The sequence below is a fragment of the Mycobacterium gordonae genome (genome assembly GCF_002101675.1).
GTDB classification, from domain to species: Bacteria; Actinomycetota; Actinomycetes; order Mycobacteriales; family Mycobacteriaceae; genus Mycobacterium; species Mycobacterium gordonae.
Genome location: NZ_LQOY01000214.1, coordinates 1 through 15245 on the forward strand (window position 1 = coordinate 1; position 15245 = coordinate 15245).

The window sequence follows — 15245 nt, forward strand, 5'->3', positions numbered from 1 at the left end:
GATCAACCCACCAGCCCAGGAGGCCGACACGACCGCCGCTTAACACCCGATGGACTCATCCGCCTTGACAAGTTCCGGCGCCGGGAAACAGGTAGCCGCCGGGGGTCGGATTCGAAATCGGACCCTTCGCGGTGGGATATGTCTGGCATACCCCACCGTCCAGGCGCTCGGCGATGGGGTGAATCTGTCTCACCCCATCGGCAAGGGTGTGCGTCAGACTCATACCCTCAAGGGTGTCCGTTGTATGGACACCTTTGGCGATCGCCGCGGCCAGGTCGTCGCCGAGCGGCACGACGCGCAGCTTCCCGCCTTTGCCGTGGACCAGCAGTTCGGCGCCGACCGGTCCGCGGGTGAGGTCGCGCCGGTGAACGCGCGCTATCTCGGCTCGACGCAGGCCGGCTTCGGCCGCAAGTCTCAACATCAGGCGCACCCGCGGATCCGCGCCGGTCATCGCTACCAACCATGCTGAGTCAGGCGCTGGCCGCGGCGCCGGCGCCGCCGCCCGCATCACCGGTAGATCCGCCGCGGGATTCGCGGGAAGATGGCCGGCGCGGTACGCCCACCCGAAGAACGACACGGCCGTGTTGCGGTGGCTGCGGCGCGTTTCGATGCTCCACGTCTGCCGGCCGAACCACGCCAGGATGCCGGCCGACGTGACCCGCGCCGGCGCGCACCGGAGCCCGCGCGCCATGAAGGCTAGATGCCCGCGCCGGGTCGCAAGGGTGGCAGGTGACCGGCCCGCGCCGGCCTCCGCTGCGAGGTAGTTGTCAACCAGGCCGGCCCACGCCGGCGGGAATGCTCGCGGCGCGGGGCCGCTCGGCCGACGGTTCTGCAAACTCCGATTTGAAATCCGCATTTCAAATGCGGATTTGTCAGGCCCCGTCGTCGCGACGATGCCCTTATTCGGAATCACCCCATCGCCGCTCACATCACGTCCAGCACAGTCGCGGCGCCATCGAGCGCCAGGGCCAGACCCTCGGGGTTCGCACAGTCCCAGCACCCGGCGCGCGTCGCCGCGGCCCGGATCCGCAATGCGCCGACGGGATCGTCGGCCGTGACCGCAGCTTCGGCGATGCTCGCGGCGGCGAGACGCGCGTCACCCGTCGTCGTCAGGCCGGACAGCGCGCCGTCGACGTGCAAGGCGGTCGCGAGGTCGCGCACCACGGCGTGCAGGGCCGTCGCTCCGGGAACAGCTTCGGCGATGCGAACGAGGTAACCCAGCGCCGCGGTTTCAGGGGTGTCAATTGTGGTTGTCATGCCGAGAAGCTAATACCGAAAATCGCGAATTGCCAAGGGCTGCAACAAAAGTCGGACATATGTCGTTACCAGCGCACATGCCGGAGTCGGGCATATGTTGCGGCGCGGGCATATGTCGCCGCCGCGTCGTGCCTGCTCGACGTCGAATGCTGCCATCGACGCGCTGCGCCGCAAGCCACGGCAGTGGAGCTGGCGGCGCGGGGGACGGGGGGCGTAGCAAACTCAGTTCGCCGATCAACGAATCGCGCGATCTGGTCGCGCTGGCCGTCGGGCGTGGATGGCGAGTGACGAACGGCTACGTGACAGAACGGTTCTCGGGTCTTGCGCCGTGTCAGGTCATATGTAGGTCATGCGGGCCGATTTCACGGATGAAACCGCAGGTCGCACGGATGAAACCGCAGGTCGAACGTGGTGCGCGATACTGGGATTGAACCATAAGCGGACTGCCCACTCATTAACTTCTAACACAGCGCGATTGGGATGACGCGCACCTCATCGACGGCGCCCGAACATCCATGCCGACGATCCCGTCATTCATCGCCGACGAGCTTCCCGGGCGCGGGATCACCGCCGGTGAGAACCGCGTCGCACGGCTTTGCTCCCAGCAGCGCATCTGGTCGATCTTCGCCAAGAAACGCGGACTGAACCGAAGATCCGGCCCCCCGGTCCACGACGACCCCCATCGCGGTCGCCCTGGCAGACCATCCGCACCGCCTTTGGATAACCGCCCAACGCGACTGCCCACCGATTCAAAGGACACCTACCGGCCCTGGGAAGGCCCGCCCCGCCCGGCGACACGGGACAGTTCAACCACACCATCACGTCAAAAGCATTACCAAGCAACATAACTCGGAATCAGAGTCAGCTCACGCCACCTGTCACGCAAAGTCCGGGTTAGGAAACCTTGGCCAACGGCTCATTGCGCAGGACCTGTGCGCTCGCGTCGATGATCTTGCCGACCGTGTGGTGCCGCAGCGTCAGGCGGCGACCGATGTCCCGGTTGGGCAGATTGTGTTCGTAGCTCATCCGCAAAACCTCTGCGATCTCCTCGCGGTCGATGTCCTTGACCGTGATAATTTCCAGCACCTTGTCGGCCAAATCGACGTACGGCAGCACCGACCCCTTGTTGTCGCGGATCGGCGGAGTCGCCGCGGGCGCCGGGGCCACGCCATGGTCGGGGTCTGGCCGAGTCGCTGCGGTCAACGACGAGTGTGCGGGTGCGGGCACGTCGCGCGGGCGCACCGTCTGTTGCTGATCGGCCGGGGTTGCGCGTTGATCGGCGGCCGAGCTGGGTCGACGCACCCGCATCAGGATCGTCAGACCGTGGATGCTGACGACGACCGCGATCGGAGCGACAGCCCCGACCGCGGCCCGCAGCATCCAGGGCAACTCCTGCTCAGGCGGCAAGACCGCGTGCAGGTCGTTGCCGCCGACGCTGACTAGCAGTCCGCCGATCAGAACGGCCCAGAAGAACCGTCGGGCGCCGTGTTCGGACATGCAGACTACGGCACCGAGGGTGGCCAACAGTGTGGCTCCGTCCACCGTGCAAGGCCACAGCCAGGCTTGGCTGGGCGGGACGTGTGACCGTACCGCTACGTCGGCCAGCGCGGTGAAGCTCAAAAAGAAGCTGGCCACACCGACGAAGACGGCCAGGCTCACGGCCGCGGCCCGGATAGCCAGAACCGCCCAGGGGTATCGCTGGATGCTCGCTTCCATCGTCATTTTGTCCTCTCGCAAATACTGGGTGGAGACGTCGTGTGAGGCGTGGCTGTGCTGGGCGGTTCAGCAGGCCGCCAGGTGTGCGGTGCTGGCGTCGAGATCCTCGGGCGGGCGGTCATCGTCGGGCCCGTCCTGGTCGAGGCTGGCGGTGTCGCCGGCCGCCGCCACGCGCAGCGCGGTCGGCTCGACAACGGTCCAGCAGACCCGTTTGCGGCCGTCTCGAATTGTCCTGCGGATCAGGCCATGGCTCTCCATGCTGCGCAGGTGCCGGTATACGCCGGTATAGCCGTGAGTGGTGCGGCGGTAGGCGACAATGTGCCAGTCCGTATGGCATTCAACGATTTTGATTCCCGGACCGAGCCGTTTGAGGTCACACAGCTGAGCGCAGGGAGCGTGGGTTCGCTCGCACTTCCACGGCATCCGTTGTGCCAGTTCGGCTGTTGACAGCGGGACGGGGCTGCGACGAAGCTCTGCGAGCAGGCCTTCGCGCAGCGCGATGGTGTCGGCCGTGGTCAACGCCGCCGCCCACGGCGCGCTATGACCGCCACACCGCCCGGCTCGGATGAACGTGGCTCGCGGCCGGCGCGACGACGACGCTCATACAGATTCGACCGAACCGGGATCAGCTGCGCAAGCCCCTCTGCGACTCGTCCCTGCCGCCCCCCGATCGCACGCAGGAAAGACCCTGTGCCAGAGACATCGTCGGGCACCAACGCCGCCAGCGCTACGGTAAGTGCTTGCAGTTCATAGCGCGGCATCTCTTGAAGCCGGCGCCAGATATCCACCGGAGACGAATCCCCGTGCACGTCTTCAACCACCGTCATCGCTTGAGCGAACAGCCTCTCGCACTGCGTGATTCGGAAGCCCCGGCTGGAAAACGCCACAGGAAGTGCTGCTACGTCGAGACGGTAGCGAATCTCGGCGGCAGGTGCTGACGGCACCTCATCGAGCAGCAGCGCCGCCCGCACGATCGCCCGATCAGTCCACCGATCCTTGCCGCCGCGGTACCGCGGCGCGGTCCACCCGTCCAAGGCGAACTCATCGGGAAACATGCGCAGTAGCCGGTTCAAGGCACTGACCGCGATGCCGAAGAAAGCGGCGACGTCCGCGATTGAAGGCGATCCGGCCAGAAAGTCCACCTGACCGTCGAGCAGCTCGTCAAAAACATCGACTCGGCCCACCAGTTTATTGCGGCGCTCCCGCGCCCGCTCCTGCGCTTTCTTCTCAGCTTCGACCCGCCGCGCTTGGCGGTCTTGTGCCTCTCGGTCGGTGTTGTCGTGGTCGTAGATGTCGTGATCGAACAGGGCAGTCATCGCTAGTGCCCTCCTTTCTTGGTGGTGGGGTTGAGCAGACTGCGTCGGACCAGAACCGACCACGGTGTGGGTCGCAGACCGACGAAGCCGCGGCCCCAGGTGCGGTCGGCCAGCCGTTGGGGATGGGTGAAAACCCAGTGATAGACCGGAACGTCGGGACGTACCTTGGGTTGCCCCCAGGGTCGGCAGCATCCGCGAGAGCGGTGCACGTCGACCAGGACCGCCGCGCCCAGCCACCCTTGCTGGCTGGTGTGCCACCCGGCGTTGAGGCCGGCGTTGCTGGCCGCCCTCACCCCGGCCTCGTCGATGCGGGTACCGCCGTATATGAGCACCGGACCGCGGTAGTCACAGGACCATGTTCGATTCTCGATTGTCTTGCCGCCCAATCGTTCTGGGACGAGCAGCAGTGAGGCCCACGGTCGGCGCAAGGTGATGCCCATCGCGTGCCCGGTCGCGGTATACAACGAGCTCGGCGGGTTAGCAAGGTCCAGTACAACCCCGCGATGGCATCCGGGGTCTCCCAAAGCGCAGGTGCAGGACAAGTCCCGCCCGCGCAGGGCGGCGATGTCGGCCAGTCGATCTGGTTGGCCGGCGAGAGTCACCGCGTAGCGCACCATCGCCCCGAGACGCTGTTCATCGGTCAGCGCCGGGGTGTCATACGTGTTGGCGAACGCAGTGCCGGCCGCGACCGATACCGCACCGCGCGGCACCGGCAGTCCCGCACGCTGCATACGCGGTTGCGGTCCGGCCACCGTCGGTGTCCAGAGGTCGAGGTGGTGCTCAGAGACGGCCAGGGTCATGGTTGGTCCTACTCGTGTGTTGGGGCAAAAGACGGCTAGGGTGCGGCACGCTTAGGGGCTGGGTGTTGAACGCCCTGGTGGCGGTGGTTGATTACCGGGATCCGGATGATCTGACGTCTCTGTCCGCGTCGTCGGTGCGCCGTTGTGCTCGTTGCGGTCGCGGTCGGAACCGGTTGCGCGCTTCGGCGGGGGCGCCCCGCCCTGTGATCGGCCCGGCGCGTTCCCGCCGTGCGTGTCGTGGTGGTGGCTGCGGGCCGCGGCGCCGTGGTGGGCTAGCGATGCGCCCGCAGCGACGGGGATCGCGACCTCTGGGGCTACGACCTCGGCGGCACCGCGGGCGGCGACACGACCGCCCGCCTGGCCACCGGCGGTGCTGGACGCGCGTGCAGCGGGGGCCGCAGGTGTGCGTGCCGAAACGCCGCCGCTTCCCGGACCGCCGCCGCCGGGACGTGATGGGGTCGGCGCGGTACCGAAGTGTGGGTCCGGGCCGTTGCGTCTGGGCTGCGCGGTTGGGGTGGGGTGTGCTTGGCGGCCGGGTGGTTGCGCGCCCGGGCCGCCGTGCTCGCCCTGGCCCTGCCCCGACGCCGACTGTTTGCGGTCTTTCAGACGCCCGCGCCAGGTGTTGAGGACCCGGCCGCTGTACTCGACCTCGTTGACGGTGCGGGCGGTTGCGGTAACGGCGCGATATCCGCCCCGCACCAACCGCGCAGGGCCGGGAATGCCGTGGTCGCCGAAGGCCCGCAGTAGTGCAAGACGGAAAGCCAGCGCGCCTACCACGGCCAAGATCACCATCACCAGCACTTTGGCCAGCGGAGCGGTCATTGCGATCGTTCCGGGCAGCGTTCCGCGGGTGACGCTGGCCATGACGAGGACAAGGATGCCCAGTCCGGCGGTTGCGGCCATCATCTCCGCGCCGTGCAACAGCATCCGCCCGGCGGCTTTCTTCGCGAACTGGCGGGGCGGGCCGGGGAATGCTGCGATAGCCACGGCGGGAACGACGATGAACAAGTTCCAGAAGGCCTTGAAGCCCACCCGGAACGCCTCGATTCCCATGTAATCGAGTGACCACAGAATCAGTAGGACAAGGCAATTGATGATGAAGAACAACCCGGCGGTGGTTGCGTCGAGGTGTAGGGCGTGGGCGTAGGCGCTAGGAGCGCATGACTTCACGGCTTGAGCTGCGCCGGTGCCACTGAGTAGTGCGCTGTTGTAGATGCCCACGCACCCGGGAACGTCGTCGATCAGTTGGCCGAAGTTCACCAGCTGCACCATGTCGCGGACGAGCACGTCGACCATCCAAGAGGTCAGAGTGTCCAATTGCGCGCTGGTGCCGCCTGCGGCGACCGGCCCATTGTGGACGACCCCCTGGGCCAGGGAGAAGCCCAGTGAGCGGCCGATACCCAACAGTCCGTTGTCGCTGATCAGCTCACCCGTGGGGTCGCGTAGCAGCAGCCAGAACACCAGCAACGCCACGAACCCGCCCAAGATGATCCCGATGCCCGTGCTGAAACCCGTGGTAAGACAGAGGATTCCGCCGACCACGATGGAGAACAAGATGCCACCTTCGAACAGGTGCATCCGCTCGATCATCGCTTTCATGGTGTCCACGATCGGGGAGGCGATCGCACCCAGCCAGGAAAGCCACAACACCCCCAGGGCGAACTTGATGAGCCAGATCCCCACCGAGCACACACCAATTAGAAACGCGGTTTCCCCCGCCAGGAACATGTTGAGTTGGGCGTAGGTCAGCGAGGTGTTCAGTGAAGACATGATGGCCGGCGCCCAGGTGGTCGGGTCGACGCCAAATTCCGGGCCGTTGGAGCCGATCATCTCCATCAGCGGGGGCAAGGACACGAAGTGCTGGCCGATCGGAACGCCATAGCTGTCGTGCAGGCCGGTAAACGACCATGCCGAGCCCAGGGTGTCGGCGGTCGCCTTAGGCGCGGTCACAACAGCCAAGAGCGAGGCCCCCCAGATGGCTTGGACCATGAACCAGAAGCGGCGGATTCGGGGCCGCGTGTACAACCACGCGGCCAGCAGTTCAGTCATGCTGCCCACTGCTGCCCTTGGACTTCCATGTCGCGCGTATCGAAGGCAGCCAACAGGTCTGGTTGGACCGGGGGCAGCATGTCCACCAGTCCGACCCGCCCTAGATCGTCGAAGAGGTAGGCCAGCCCACGGCCGGGCTGCACCTGCGTTTGCAGCACATTGGGGTATTCGTCCGGGTCGATCCCCAACCGCTTGAATGTCGACTTCGCATACTCGAGGTCGGTCGGCTTGAACGGCGTCACCACCCGCATCGGCAGGTTCTGGATGCCGATGCCGTCAAAATGCTCCAGGTATTGCGAGATGCCTAGCAGGCCGTAACGTTCCTTGCGGCCCTGATTGCCCATCCGCTCGGCGTCCTTGCGACCCACCGGGGAAGCGAAGTACTCGCGGGCTTCCTCGGTCACCAAGAATCCGAACGCGCCCGGGCGGCGGCTCGGCCCGGTGTAGGACAGTCGCGTCAAGGAGGCGATCATTCCGTAGATCGCCAAACCCGCACGGGCGCGGGGCGATTGACGCTTGTAAAGGTGGACTTCGTCGGTCTCGGACGTCGTCGGCAACTCTTGCCCGGCCATCTGCCAGATCACCGCGTCCTTGTCGGCGATCGGCGGCACCGGCAGCGACTCGTCGAACATCGCACGCAGATAATCCTTTTCGGAGAAATAGATCAGACTGTCGGCCAGCTCCTCGTACTCGGAGTAGGCCGTCCGGTCGAGACTTTTGAAGTAACGCACCAGCCCGCCAAGGGATTCGGCCACTCGGTCATCAGGACGAAGCAGCCGTCCCAACTGGCGGGCCGGCGCCGACACAGCGTCCATGCCCATCATCGGCAACAGGTGATCGAGGGTGTGCTCGACGGCGTGTTCGCGCGGAAAGATCCGCAGACCGTCCAACGACCACCGACTGGTGTAGGGGTTGATGGTCAGGACGCGGTCGCCGTGGTGCGCCAGCGCAGGAATCCACTCACCCAGCGTGCCCGGGTCGATAATGGACACTTGGTGCCCGCGTTTGATGAGCGCATCAGTAACACGCTTGCAGGACAGCGACTTTCCGCCCCCAGGAGGACCGATCCACAGCATGCCCGGCGCGCCCCGGCGCTCCTTGAAACCCTCGAAATCCAGCAGCACAGGGCGGGGCCGTCTGGTGGCCAGATTGGCTGCGAACAGGATGCCGGTGTCGTGGCCCAGCGGGGAGCCCACCAGCGGCGCATACCGGGCCCAGTGCTCGGTGGTGGTGGGCTGCTTGAATTGGCTTCGTGGCGTGTTGCCTTCGCTCCCCGGCTGGCCAAGTTGCCACAGCGAAGCCTGTGCACCGTGACGAGCCGACAGCGCGGTGCCAAGCTCCTCGGCGAAATGGGTCCTGAGCTGCTGTACGGCGTCGGTCAGGTCCGTTGCGGTCGCGGCGCCAACCGCTAACACCGTCGTGGCGTGCACACCGCGTTCCAGTTGGCTGGCGTTGAGCGCATTCTCGTATTCCTCGCCAGCGGCGTAGCGCCGGGCCAGGTCCGCGTCACGGGTGCCCGACATCTGGAAAGACTGGTCATCGAGGTTGCGTTGTGCGCGGTCGACGGTGCTCAATTCCTGTTCTCGGGTAGTGATGCTGACGTGCTGGTACCAGTCGACATCGGCGGTGATGTCGACGTCGTAGGCCGACTGCAGAATCTCTGCACCCGGGAAACGCAGGCCTCCACGGGGCAGCTCGGCGACGGCGAGCATGCTCTGGTAACTGTCGCAAGATGGCCCGCGCAGCACCACCAACGGGCGCAAGGACGGGAACACCCGCCGCCACCAGGAGCGGTGCTGTTTGCGTCGCTGCTGGTCGCCTTCATCGAACTCGACCGGCATCATCCATGCAAAATCCTTGCCCGCCAGGCGACGTGGCCCCCCCGGTTCGTGGGGAAAGGGCCGGTTGAGCGCACCGCGCGTGCAGTGCCGTTCGTAAAGCCACACGATCTGCTGCGGGGTAGCCGGCCTCGGCGCGAAGGTCGCCGGAATCTTCCCCAAAATTTGAGCGACGACCTCACGCAACGCATCGAGACTGTCAGGGGCGTCTTGGTCGCGACCGATGACCGCGCTGGTCAGTTTGGCCACCGACCCCGCCGCTGAGCGACCCGCCATCCCCGCATCCACGGGAACACGAACACCGAAGACCTGCTCATAGAAGAGGTTCTCGGCGAGAAACGGTTCCCACTCACGCACCTCGCGGATCCAGCGCGGCTGGTGTTCGCGGCCGGCGATCATGCGCTGCTGCAACCGCTTGGTATCGACGCGCGGCGATACTCCCCAAAACACGATCCCCGACGGCAGCTGGCGCACTAGTGGCCGGTGGCCAGCGGCGATAGCGCGCCGAGCGGCGAAGCGCTGCATACCGCTGGGCTGTTCAGCGAGGATGAAATCGGCATAGACGCCACCCTTGGTGAACACCAGATTGTCAATGACCGCTTTGGGGGGTGACTTCCACAGGTCACGCTTACCCGACACCGCGGCGCGGGACTGGGTACCGATAAAGCAGTTCAGCACCCACAACATCCGATACCGCGGTGAGGGTCGGCACATGGGAATCTGGCGAGCCGCATAGGTCGCCATCGCGGTGAACATCAGCCCGAACATGGCGATCCAACGGGCGTACCCGTCATAAAACCAGACGTACATTCCCCAGCAGGTAAGACCCAGCCCCAGGATCGCCGCAGCACCGTCCCACGGACCCCATGGCCCGAGTGGGATCCTGGTGTGCTCATCAAGGAAGCCGAGCCGCTTCGGGAAGTTCAACACATCGGCGAACGACTTCGCCGTCTCCTGCTTGTCTTCTGCCATCGTGGTCCTTCCCCATCTACAAATGCGTGGCGGTGGATGCAGCTACTGGCCGTATTGACCGGTGAGCACGTTGCCGCCGTGCCGATTAACGGTGTTCTCGACTGACACGGTCAGCCCGACGGCGCCCAACGCGAGGGCGGCCAGCGCGATTCCGCCGATGAGCTTGCCCGCTGCGGCACCAAACCCCTTGTGAAGACTGACGATTCCGCCGACAATGCCGGAGATGATCAAGCAGATCGCCAGCGGGTAGCGCATATCGTTCCACAGACTCGGGATCGCAGTGAGCAAGTCGCCGGCGGCGACGATGGTGGTGATCATGGTGGTGCTTCCTTTTCTCAGAGGTGTTGATGGACTGGCTAATTCGCCGGTGGGGCGCTCATAGGTGCCACCGGAATGATGTTGTCGGCACTGGAGAGCACAGGCGCCCGGTCAATACCGGCCACCGACCAGTGCCCGCCAACGCCCCGCAACGTCAATGGGTAGGTCATTGCCACGTTCGCGTACTGCGAGGTCAAGGCGGTCACCTGAGCCAAGACCTGCGCGGTTTGGCCGTCGGCGGGTTGGGCGGGCACTTGACCGGTCGCGGTGACCGAGGTGACCAGTGGTAAGGGGTTGCCCTTGTCGTCTTTGCGTGCCAGATAGGGTGCGCCGATGCTGACCAGCATGGAATCGGTTGTCACATAACGGGCGACATCTCCCGTGCCGGTCAGGTAGGCGGTAATGAACCCCGACACCACCTGGTAGGCGTTGTCGGCGCTCGCGAGGGTGCGCGGATATGCCACAGCGAGATCGGCACCGGGTCCGGGCCCGCTGACCTGAAACGGCAGGCCGGTCGCCCGTGGCCCGAAACGCGACCACAGGACCGGAACTCGGTACAGGTACCGGATGGGCGAGGCTGATTCGTACGGGCGTTCGTTGACCCCCACCACGACCGAAAAAACTTCTGCCTCAGCGTCTTTACCAGCATTTCCTTCGTAAGTCACAGCAACCACTGACGGTGATCCCAGGACAACGGCCGGAGTCGTGGGGAGGTTCAAGTCGGCGGTGGTCACCGAAACGAATTGATTCAGTGAGGCCGCGCTGGACGCGGTCGCGGTGAGCCAGGTCGTCACGAAATCTTCGGCGAACGAGGACACCACCGCGGACTTGTTCACCACAGTGCGGGCCGGAGTAACAACGTCAGTGGGCTTGTCGAATATGAAGTCCCACAAGGTATGCAGACCGCTCAGAGCCGCCAGTACGATCAGGGCGGTGGTCCCGTAGCGCCGCAGGGCCGACGATGTTGTGGACACCCGCCCGGTCCATGTCCGATTCAGTTTCATCACTGGACCGCCACGCTCGCGCCGAGCACGGCATCACGCATCACCACGGCGACGGAGCCGCGCTGACGGTGCTCCATGTTCATCGCGCGGACGAATGACGAGTGCATCGTCGGAGGCGTCGTCGCGGCGACGGCGTGCGCTGCCTCCGCCCAGGCATCGTCGGAGGCAGCGCAGGACAGTCGGGTCACCGTGCGCACCAGCCATCCCATGGCGTTGTCGTTTTGAAGCTCAGACGCCGCGTATGCCAACGCCGCGAGCGGCTGCACCGCAAAGGACTTCCACACCATCGTGGTGTCGCGGTCGATCGCCGCGACGCTCCGGAGGCCCACATAGCCGCCTCGACCCGAGGGCCATGCGTTGACGCCCAAGGCGTCCTCTGCGAAGCGCCACGCGTGATCGATCGAATCCACCGGGACGGTCAACGGCGTGCGCCGTCCACGGCGACGCAGCCACAGCGCCCGCACATCCCAGACGAGCACGCCAAAGCCCATGGCGAGCAGCAGGTTCCACGGGCTGCTAGGCCAGGTGGCCGGGCTTGTGACCGTCACCTCTGGACCGGCGGTGAGGACGACACACATCGCCGCTGCCGGGGTGAGGGCATGCAGGAGCTGGCTGATCTGCCGCCGCCGCACATCGGCGTCCGACCACATAACCAGGTCGTTGAGGTTTCCGTAGGAGCTGTCACTCATCTGCGTCACACCGCCTCGTGTCCGATGATCTTCAACGCGCTGATGGCGAAGGTGGCGTCGACCGGATCGGAGCCATCACTGCTGCTGGCAGCCGTCGCCGCACCCGTCGGGTACGCCGCCGACGGTTGCGGGGCGACGCTGGGAGCGGAGTCGCCGAACACGCTGGTCAACCCATTGCCAGGGGCCGATGTCGGTGGTGCGACCGGATCGGCAGGGGGACGTGAGGTATACCGGATCAGCATCTGAATACGTGATGCGAGAACACGTTTGATCGGTTGCACCGCTTCACCGTGAACGTTCTGGGTGTTCTGCATCACCGGTGGGATGCTCGGATCATCGGGAAAGCTCCACTGAACGATGCTCACCACACGGTGCTGCGACCACTGCGAGACCCCACTGGCGTCTTGCCCTACCCAGCCGGGGGTCAACGAGAAAGCCGTCAGCACGTAGGTTCGCCCCAGGTCGATAGTGATGACCTGCCCGTCACCGCCTGCCCGCACACACACGAACGCGTTATGGGGATCCATCCCCGACATCGTCTGCGCCGGCGTCGACCCTTCAGCGCAGCTGTTCTGGGCATCGGCGGTATAGGGCAACGGGCGGTCCACGCCCGGACCGGCGGCAGGGGCAGGCGATGACGATGCCTTCGCGACCGCTACCGCCTGCGGCTCACTCAACGATCCGGCCGCTCTGGTCGGCTCCGGTGTGTCGTGGGAATAGAACGCCACGGAACCCACCAGTGCGGCGACCACAGCTGCGGCCACCACGCCACCAAAGCCCCACAGAAGCTTGTGGTCGAACCGGGCAGGTCTCTGGTCACCGTCGAGCTCGGAATCGAGATTCACCGGACCGGTCGAGGGATCGTCATCGTCGGCCATCAGCGCGGCCACATCCAGTTCCCCGACATCGCCGGGGTCGCCCTCGGAGTCGTATGGGAAGGCGTCGGCGCCGGATCCGTTCAGCCCGCGGACCCACTCATCGTCAGAAATCAGCTCGTCGGCACTCATCGCAGCGCCCCGTGCGAGGTCGCCCGCGCCACGATTGCGCTCGGGTGGCGGCGTTGCATCCGTTCCGGGACGGGCGACACCACGGGACGGGCGTGGACCACCGGCGGAAAACCCACCCACACACCCGGCCAGCACCCAGCCGCAGACATCACCTGGTAAACACCCGTAGCCGAGACAGGGGTGTTCGCGAACTGCTTACTTTCAGTGGCGGCGGTGACGCCGAATGGGATCGTTACAGGCGGCGCCGACCGCCGCGAGGAGCTAGCACTGCCCAGACATAGTACCGCTGCCAAAAGTACCATGAACAGCATAAATATGCCGCCCAACGCGAGTAGAGCCATGGTGTGAGCCTCTCCCTTCAACCGACTGGCGACATTGTGCGCAGCAGCGGCTACGCTCGTCCCATTGCTGTCGAGTCTGGCAGATAAAAGCACAAACAACAATAAAGGAACACACAATGGGTCACGTAATGCCTGATCGGTACGACGAGCTTCGCCGCGAATGGATCTCCGAACACGCCAGCATCTGGAACGTCCAGAAACGCCGCGCCGAGCTGCTCAACCGCCAAATCCGCAAGCGCATCCGCATGGCGGCGGGTGCACGGCCAAGCCCCTACGACGACAACGTGATGCACCCGCTGTGGGCCCGGCGAGGCTCAACGATCGAGATCGTCATCGAGCGCATCGTGATCGGGGTCTGCGCGCTGCTAGCTCCCCTTGGCTGGCTCGCCGGTCGGCTGCTCTACGAGTACACGGTGCGGTTCATTCCTGAGCGCCTGCGGGCATACCCGATTCCGGCATTGTTGTGCACTGCGGTGGGCATCGGAACCATCACCGCACTGCTCTACAGCCCTGATGGCACCCTGGCCGGGACGGTAACCGCGCCCTACGTGCTGGCCCAAATCCCGGCCACCTTCGCGGCCGCGGGCATCTACGGAATCCTCAACGGCTGGTTGGCCGTTGAGGGCTCGGCGAGTTGGTGGCCCCTGACCCCGCCCCCGCTGCCGGTAGAACTTACCCTGCCCCTGGGACCCGACGACCTCACCGCACCATCGGTGTTCGAGACATTCGAACCCGCAGAGGTGGTCGACATGACCCCCACCAACCAGATTTCACAATCCCAACAGCCCCTGCACCTCGTGCGCATCGCCCTGACCCTGTGCCTGATCGGTGTTGCATGGATGAGTGGTGCTGTGGCAGTAGGCATCCGAGACGCGGTGTTCGACATCGCCCATGCCCCCGTACCCGTCAGTGACTACTAAACTAAAGCGTGTCGAAAAACTGGCTGCGGTCGAATCGTCTTAGCAGTAAAGAGATTTGGCTTGAGGTAGACGAAGCCTTCATGCGCGAGAGCAAGCATGTTCCCAACGATTTGGATGCTTCGTGCACCCTTGGGAATCGTGTTGTGTTTTTGGTGGATACTGCTTACTTTGATCGTATGAGTGCCGAGATTCTCCTTCGTACTGGCGAGGCCGCCAGGCGACTTGGCGTGTCTCGGCAACACATCGTCGACCTGTGCGATCAAGGGGCGCTGCCCAGTGTCATGGTGGGCAGCCACCGCAGAATTCCCGAAGGCGCCGTCACGGCCAAGCTCGCATCCGTTAGTGGGCGTGCGTTAGTTGCCGGCGGGTCGGAGCAGTCCCTCTGGCTGCATGCCGCATTGATCCCGCGCCTGCTCAAAGACCCCGACGCGGTGGTCGGGAAAGCTCGTGCGAATCTGGCGCAGGGACGGGCGTCTGGAGCTATCGACGTTCACAGCGAGCCGTATGCCCGTGAATGGGAGGCAATCCTGGATGGGGGCGTGGGATGCACCATCGCTGCGCTGTTAGACCCCTGCGAGCATGCCGCGACGCTGCGGTCCAGCTCTCCATTCGCTGGGATTTTGCCTCAGGATGAGGTTCGCGCGATTAAGGAGGCGTGGCGGCAACGCCGTCTGGCGGGATTGGCGCGGTGAGGCGCCAGCAGCTTGCCCACATCCTGCGGGCATCATGCCAGATTGCCCAGGACAATCAAGTGTTGGTTCTCGGTTCTCAGGCGATCCTCGGCGCCTATGACGACGATGAACTTCCCGCTGCGGTGTTGATGTCGATGGAGGCCGACATTGCGTTCCTCAGCGATCTCGACCGACGTAAAGCAGACGCGGTTGAAGGCGCGATCGGCGAGATGTCCACATTCCACGAGACCAACCATGTGTACGCCGAAGGGCTGCCAGCTGTTGCGGTCTGAGTGGTCGGTAGTTGTCGGTGGCGTGCTGTAGGAACAGAGACATGAATCTGGCGA

The 15245-nt window shown here is 65.0% G+C and carries 15 protein-coding genes and 1 pseudogene; 4 read left to right on the forward strand and 12 right to left on the reverse strand.

The annotated features are described in order from the left end of the window. Positions 1 to 55: 55 nt before the first annotated feature. A complete protein-coding gene (locus AWC08_RS27310; RefSeq protein WP_178132192.1) occupies positions 56 to 691 on the reverse strand; it encodes a hypothetical protein in 636 nt (211 codons plus the stop codon). A 233-nt stretch (positions 692 to 924) separates the two neighbouring features. Beyond that, positions 925 to 1257: a hypothetical protein gene (locus AWC08_RS27315; RefSeq protein WP_085088482.1), complete on the reverse strand. Its 333-nt coding sequence runs from the start codon at positions 1255 to 1257 to the stop codon at positions 925 to 927. 461 nt (positions 1258 to 1718) lie between these two features. Here AWC08_RS27315 and AWC08_RS38720 point away from each other — a divergent pair. Beyond that, positions 1719 to 1934 (forward strand): annotated as a pseudogene (locus AWC08_RS38720) (IS3 family transposase); the annotation flags it as partial. A gap of 217 nt (positions 1935 to 2151) precedes the next feature. Here AWC08_RS38720 and AWC08_RS27320 read toward each other — a convergent pair. From AWC08_RS27320 to AWC08_RS27365, 10 genes are read right to left on the reverse strand one after another with little or no spacing between them, the layout of a single operon-like run. Then, positions 2152 to 2979, reverse strand: a complete 828-nt coding sequence (locus AWC08_RS27320; RefSeq protein WP_085088485.1) for a DUF2637 domain-containing protein — start codon at positions 2977 to 2979, stop codon at positions 2152 to 2154. A gap of 60 nt (positions 2980 to 3039) precedes the next feature. Further along, positions 3040 to 3492 (reverse strand): hypothetical protein, encoded by a 453-nt coding sequence (locus AWC08_RS27325; RefSeq protein ID WP_085088487.1) that lies wholly within the window; start codon positions 3490 to 3492, stop codon positions 3040 to 3042. Continuing rightward, the gene (locus AWC08_RS27330) at positions 3489 to 4352 is read right to left on the reverse strand and encodes a glutathione S-transferase family protein (protein WP_142283842.1); all 864 of its coding nucleotides are present in this window, start codon (positions 4350 to 4352) and stop codon (positions 3489 to 3491) included. Before AWC08_RS27330 ends, AWC08_RS27325 begins: the two co-directional genes overlap by 4 nt. Continuing rightward, a complete protein-coding gene (locus tag AWC08_RS27335) occupies positions 4292 to 5089 on the reverse strand; it encodes an ASCH domain-containing protein (RefSeq protein ID WP_085088493.1) in 798 nt (265 codons plus the stop codon). The genes AWC08_RS27330 and AWC08_RS27335 overlap by 61 nt, the downstream gene beginning before the upstream one ends. Before the next feature lie 51 nt (positions 5090 to 5140). Next, a complete protein-coding gene (locus AWC08_RS27340) occupies positions 5141 to 7138 on the reverse strand; it encodes a hypothetical protein (RefSeq protein ID WP_142283843.1) in 1998 nt (665 codons plus the stop codon). Next, positions 7135 to 9948: an ATP-binding protein gene (locus AWC08_RS27345; protein ID WP_085088499.1), complete on the reverse strand. Its 2814-nt coding sequence runs from the start codon at positions 9946 to 9948 to the stop codon at positions 7135 to 7137. The genes AWC08_RS27340 and AWC08_RS27345 overlap by 4 nt, the downstream gene beginning before the upstream one ends. 42 nt (positions 9949 to 9990) lie before the next feature. Then, positions 9991 to 10266, reverse strand: coding sequence for a hypothetical protein (locus AWC08_RS27350; RefSeq protein ID WP_085088502.1), 276 nt, complete (start codon positions 10264 to 10266; stop codon positions 9991 to 9993). 38 nt (positions 10267 to 10304) lie between these two features. After that, positions 10305 to 11240, reverse strand: a complete 936-nt coding sequence (locus AWC08_RS27355) for a conjugal transfer protein (RefSeq protein WP_244906545.1) — start codon at positions 11238 to 11240, stop codon at positions 10305 to 10307. 29 nt (positions 11241 to 11269) lie between these two features. After that, positions 11270 to 11959, reverse strand: coding sequence for a hypothetical protein (locus tag AWC08_RS27360; RefSeq protein WP_142283844.1), 690 nt, complete (start codon positions 11957 to 11959; stop codon positions 11270 to 11272). 5 nt (positions 11960 to 11964) lie between these two features. Next, entirely contained in the window at positions 11965 to 12966 is a 1002-nt protein-coding gene (locus tag AWC08_RS27365) for a hypothetical protein (RefSeq protein WP_085088511.1), read from the reverse strand. A gap of 457 nt (positions 12967 to 13423) precedes the next feature. Here AWC08_RS27365 and AWC08_RS27370 point away from each other — a divergent pair, with 457 nt between their 5' ends. The 3 genes from AWC08_RS27370 to AWC08_RS27380 are packed head-to-tail and all read left to right on the forward strand — an operon-like array spanning position 13424 to position 15191. Further along, a complete protein-coding gene (locus AWC08_RS27370) occupies positions 13424 to 14227 on the forward strand; it encodes a hypothetical protein (RefSeq protein WP_085088514.1) in 804 nt (267 codons plus the stop codon). 8 nt (positions 14228 to 14235) lie between these two features. Then, positions 14236 to 14919, forward strand: coding sequence for an excisionase family DNA-binding protein (locus tag AWC08_RS27375; protein ID WP_142283845.1), 684 nt, complete (start codon positions 14236 to 14238; stop codon positions 14917 to 14919). Then, on the forward strand, positions 14883 to 15191 hold the full coding sequence (locus AWC08_RS27380; RefSeq protein ID WP_142283846.1) for a hypothetical protein: 309 nt from the start codon (positions 14883 to 14885) through the stop codon (positions 15189 to 15191). The genes AWC08_RS27375 and AWC08_RS27380 overlap by 37 nt, the downstream gene beginning before the upstream one ends. The last annotated feature ends 54 nt before the right edge of the window (positions 15192 to 15245 follow it).

What these genes read in the sequence shown, in the direction of transcription:
- AWC08_RS27310 (WP_178132192.1), bottom strand. Translation starts at nt 691, where the DNA reads ATGGCGCGCGGGCTCCGGTGCGCGCCGGCGCGGGTCACGTCGGCCGGC.
- AWC08_RS27315 (WP_085088482.1), bottom strand. Translation starts at nt 1,257, where the DNA reads ATGACAACCACAATTGACACCCCTGAAACCGCGGCGCTGGGTTACCTC.
- AWC08_RS27320 (WP_085088485.1), bottom strand. Translation starts at nt 2,979, where the DNA reads ATGACGATGGAAGCGAGCATCCAGCGATACCCCTGGGCGGTTCTGGCT.
- AWC08_RS27335 (WP_085088493.1), bottom strand. Translation starts at nt 5,089, where the DNA reads ATGACCCTGGCCGTCTCTGAGCACCACCTCGACCTCTGGACACCGACG.
- AWC08_RS27340 (WP_142283843.1), bottom strand. Translation starts at nt 7,138, where the DNA reads ATGACTGAACTGCTGGCCGCGTGGTTGTACACGCGGCCCCGAATCCGC.
- AWC08_RS27345 (WP_085088499.1), bottom strand. Translation starts at nt 9,948, where the DNA reads ATGGCAGAAGACAAGCAGGAGACGGCGAAGTCGTTCGCCGATGTGTTG.
- AWC08_RS27350 (WP_085088502.1), bottom strand. Translation starts at nt 10,266, where the DNA reads ATGATCACCACCATCGTCGCCGCCGGCGACTTGCTCACTGCGATCCCG.
- AWC08_RS27360 (WP_142283844.1), bottom strand. Translation starts at nt 11,959, where the DNA reads ATGAGTGACAGCTCCTACGGAAACCTCAACGACCTGGTTATGTGGTCG.
- AWC08_RS27365 (WP_085088511.1), bottom strand. Translation starts at nt 12,966, where the DNA reads ATGAGTGCCGACGAGCTGATTTCTGACGATGAGTGGGTCCGCGGGCTG.
- AWC08_RS27370 (WP_085088514.1), top strand. Translation starts at nt 13,424, where the DNA reads ATGGGTCACGTAATGCCTGATCGGTACGACGAGCTTCGCCGCGAATGG.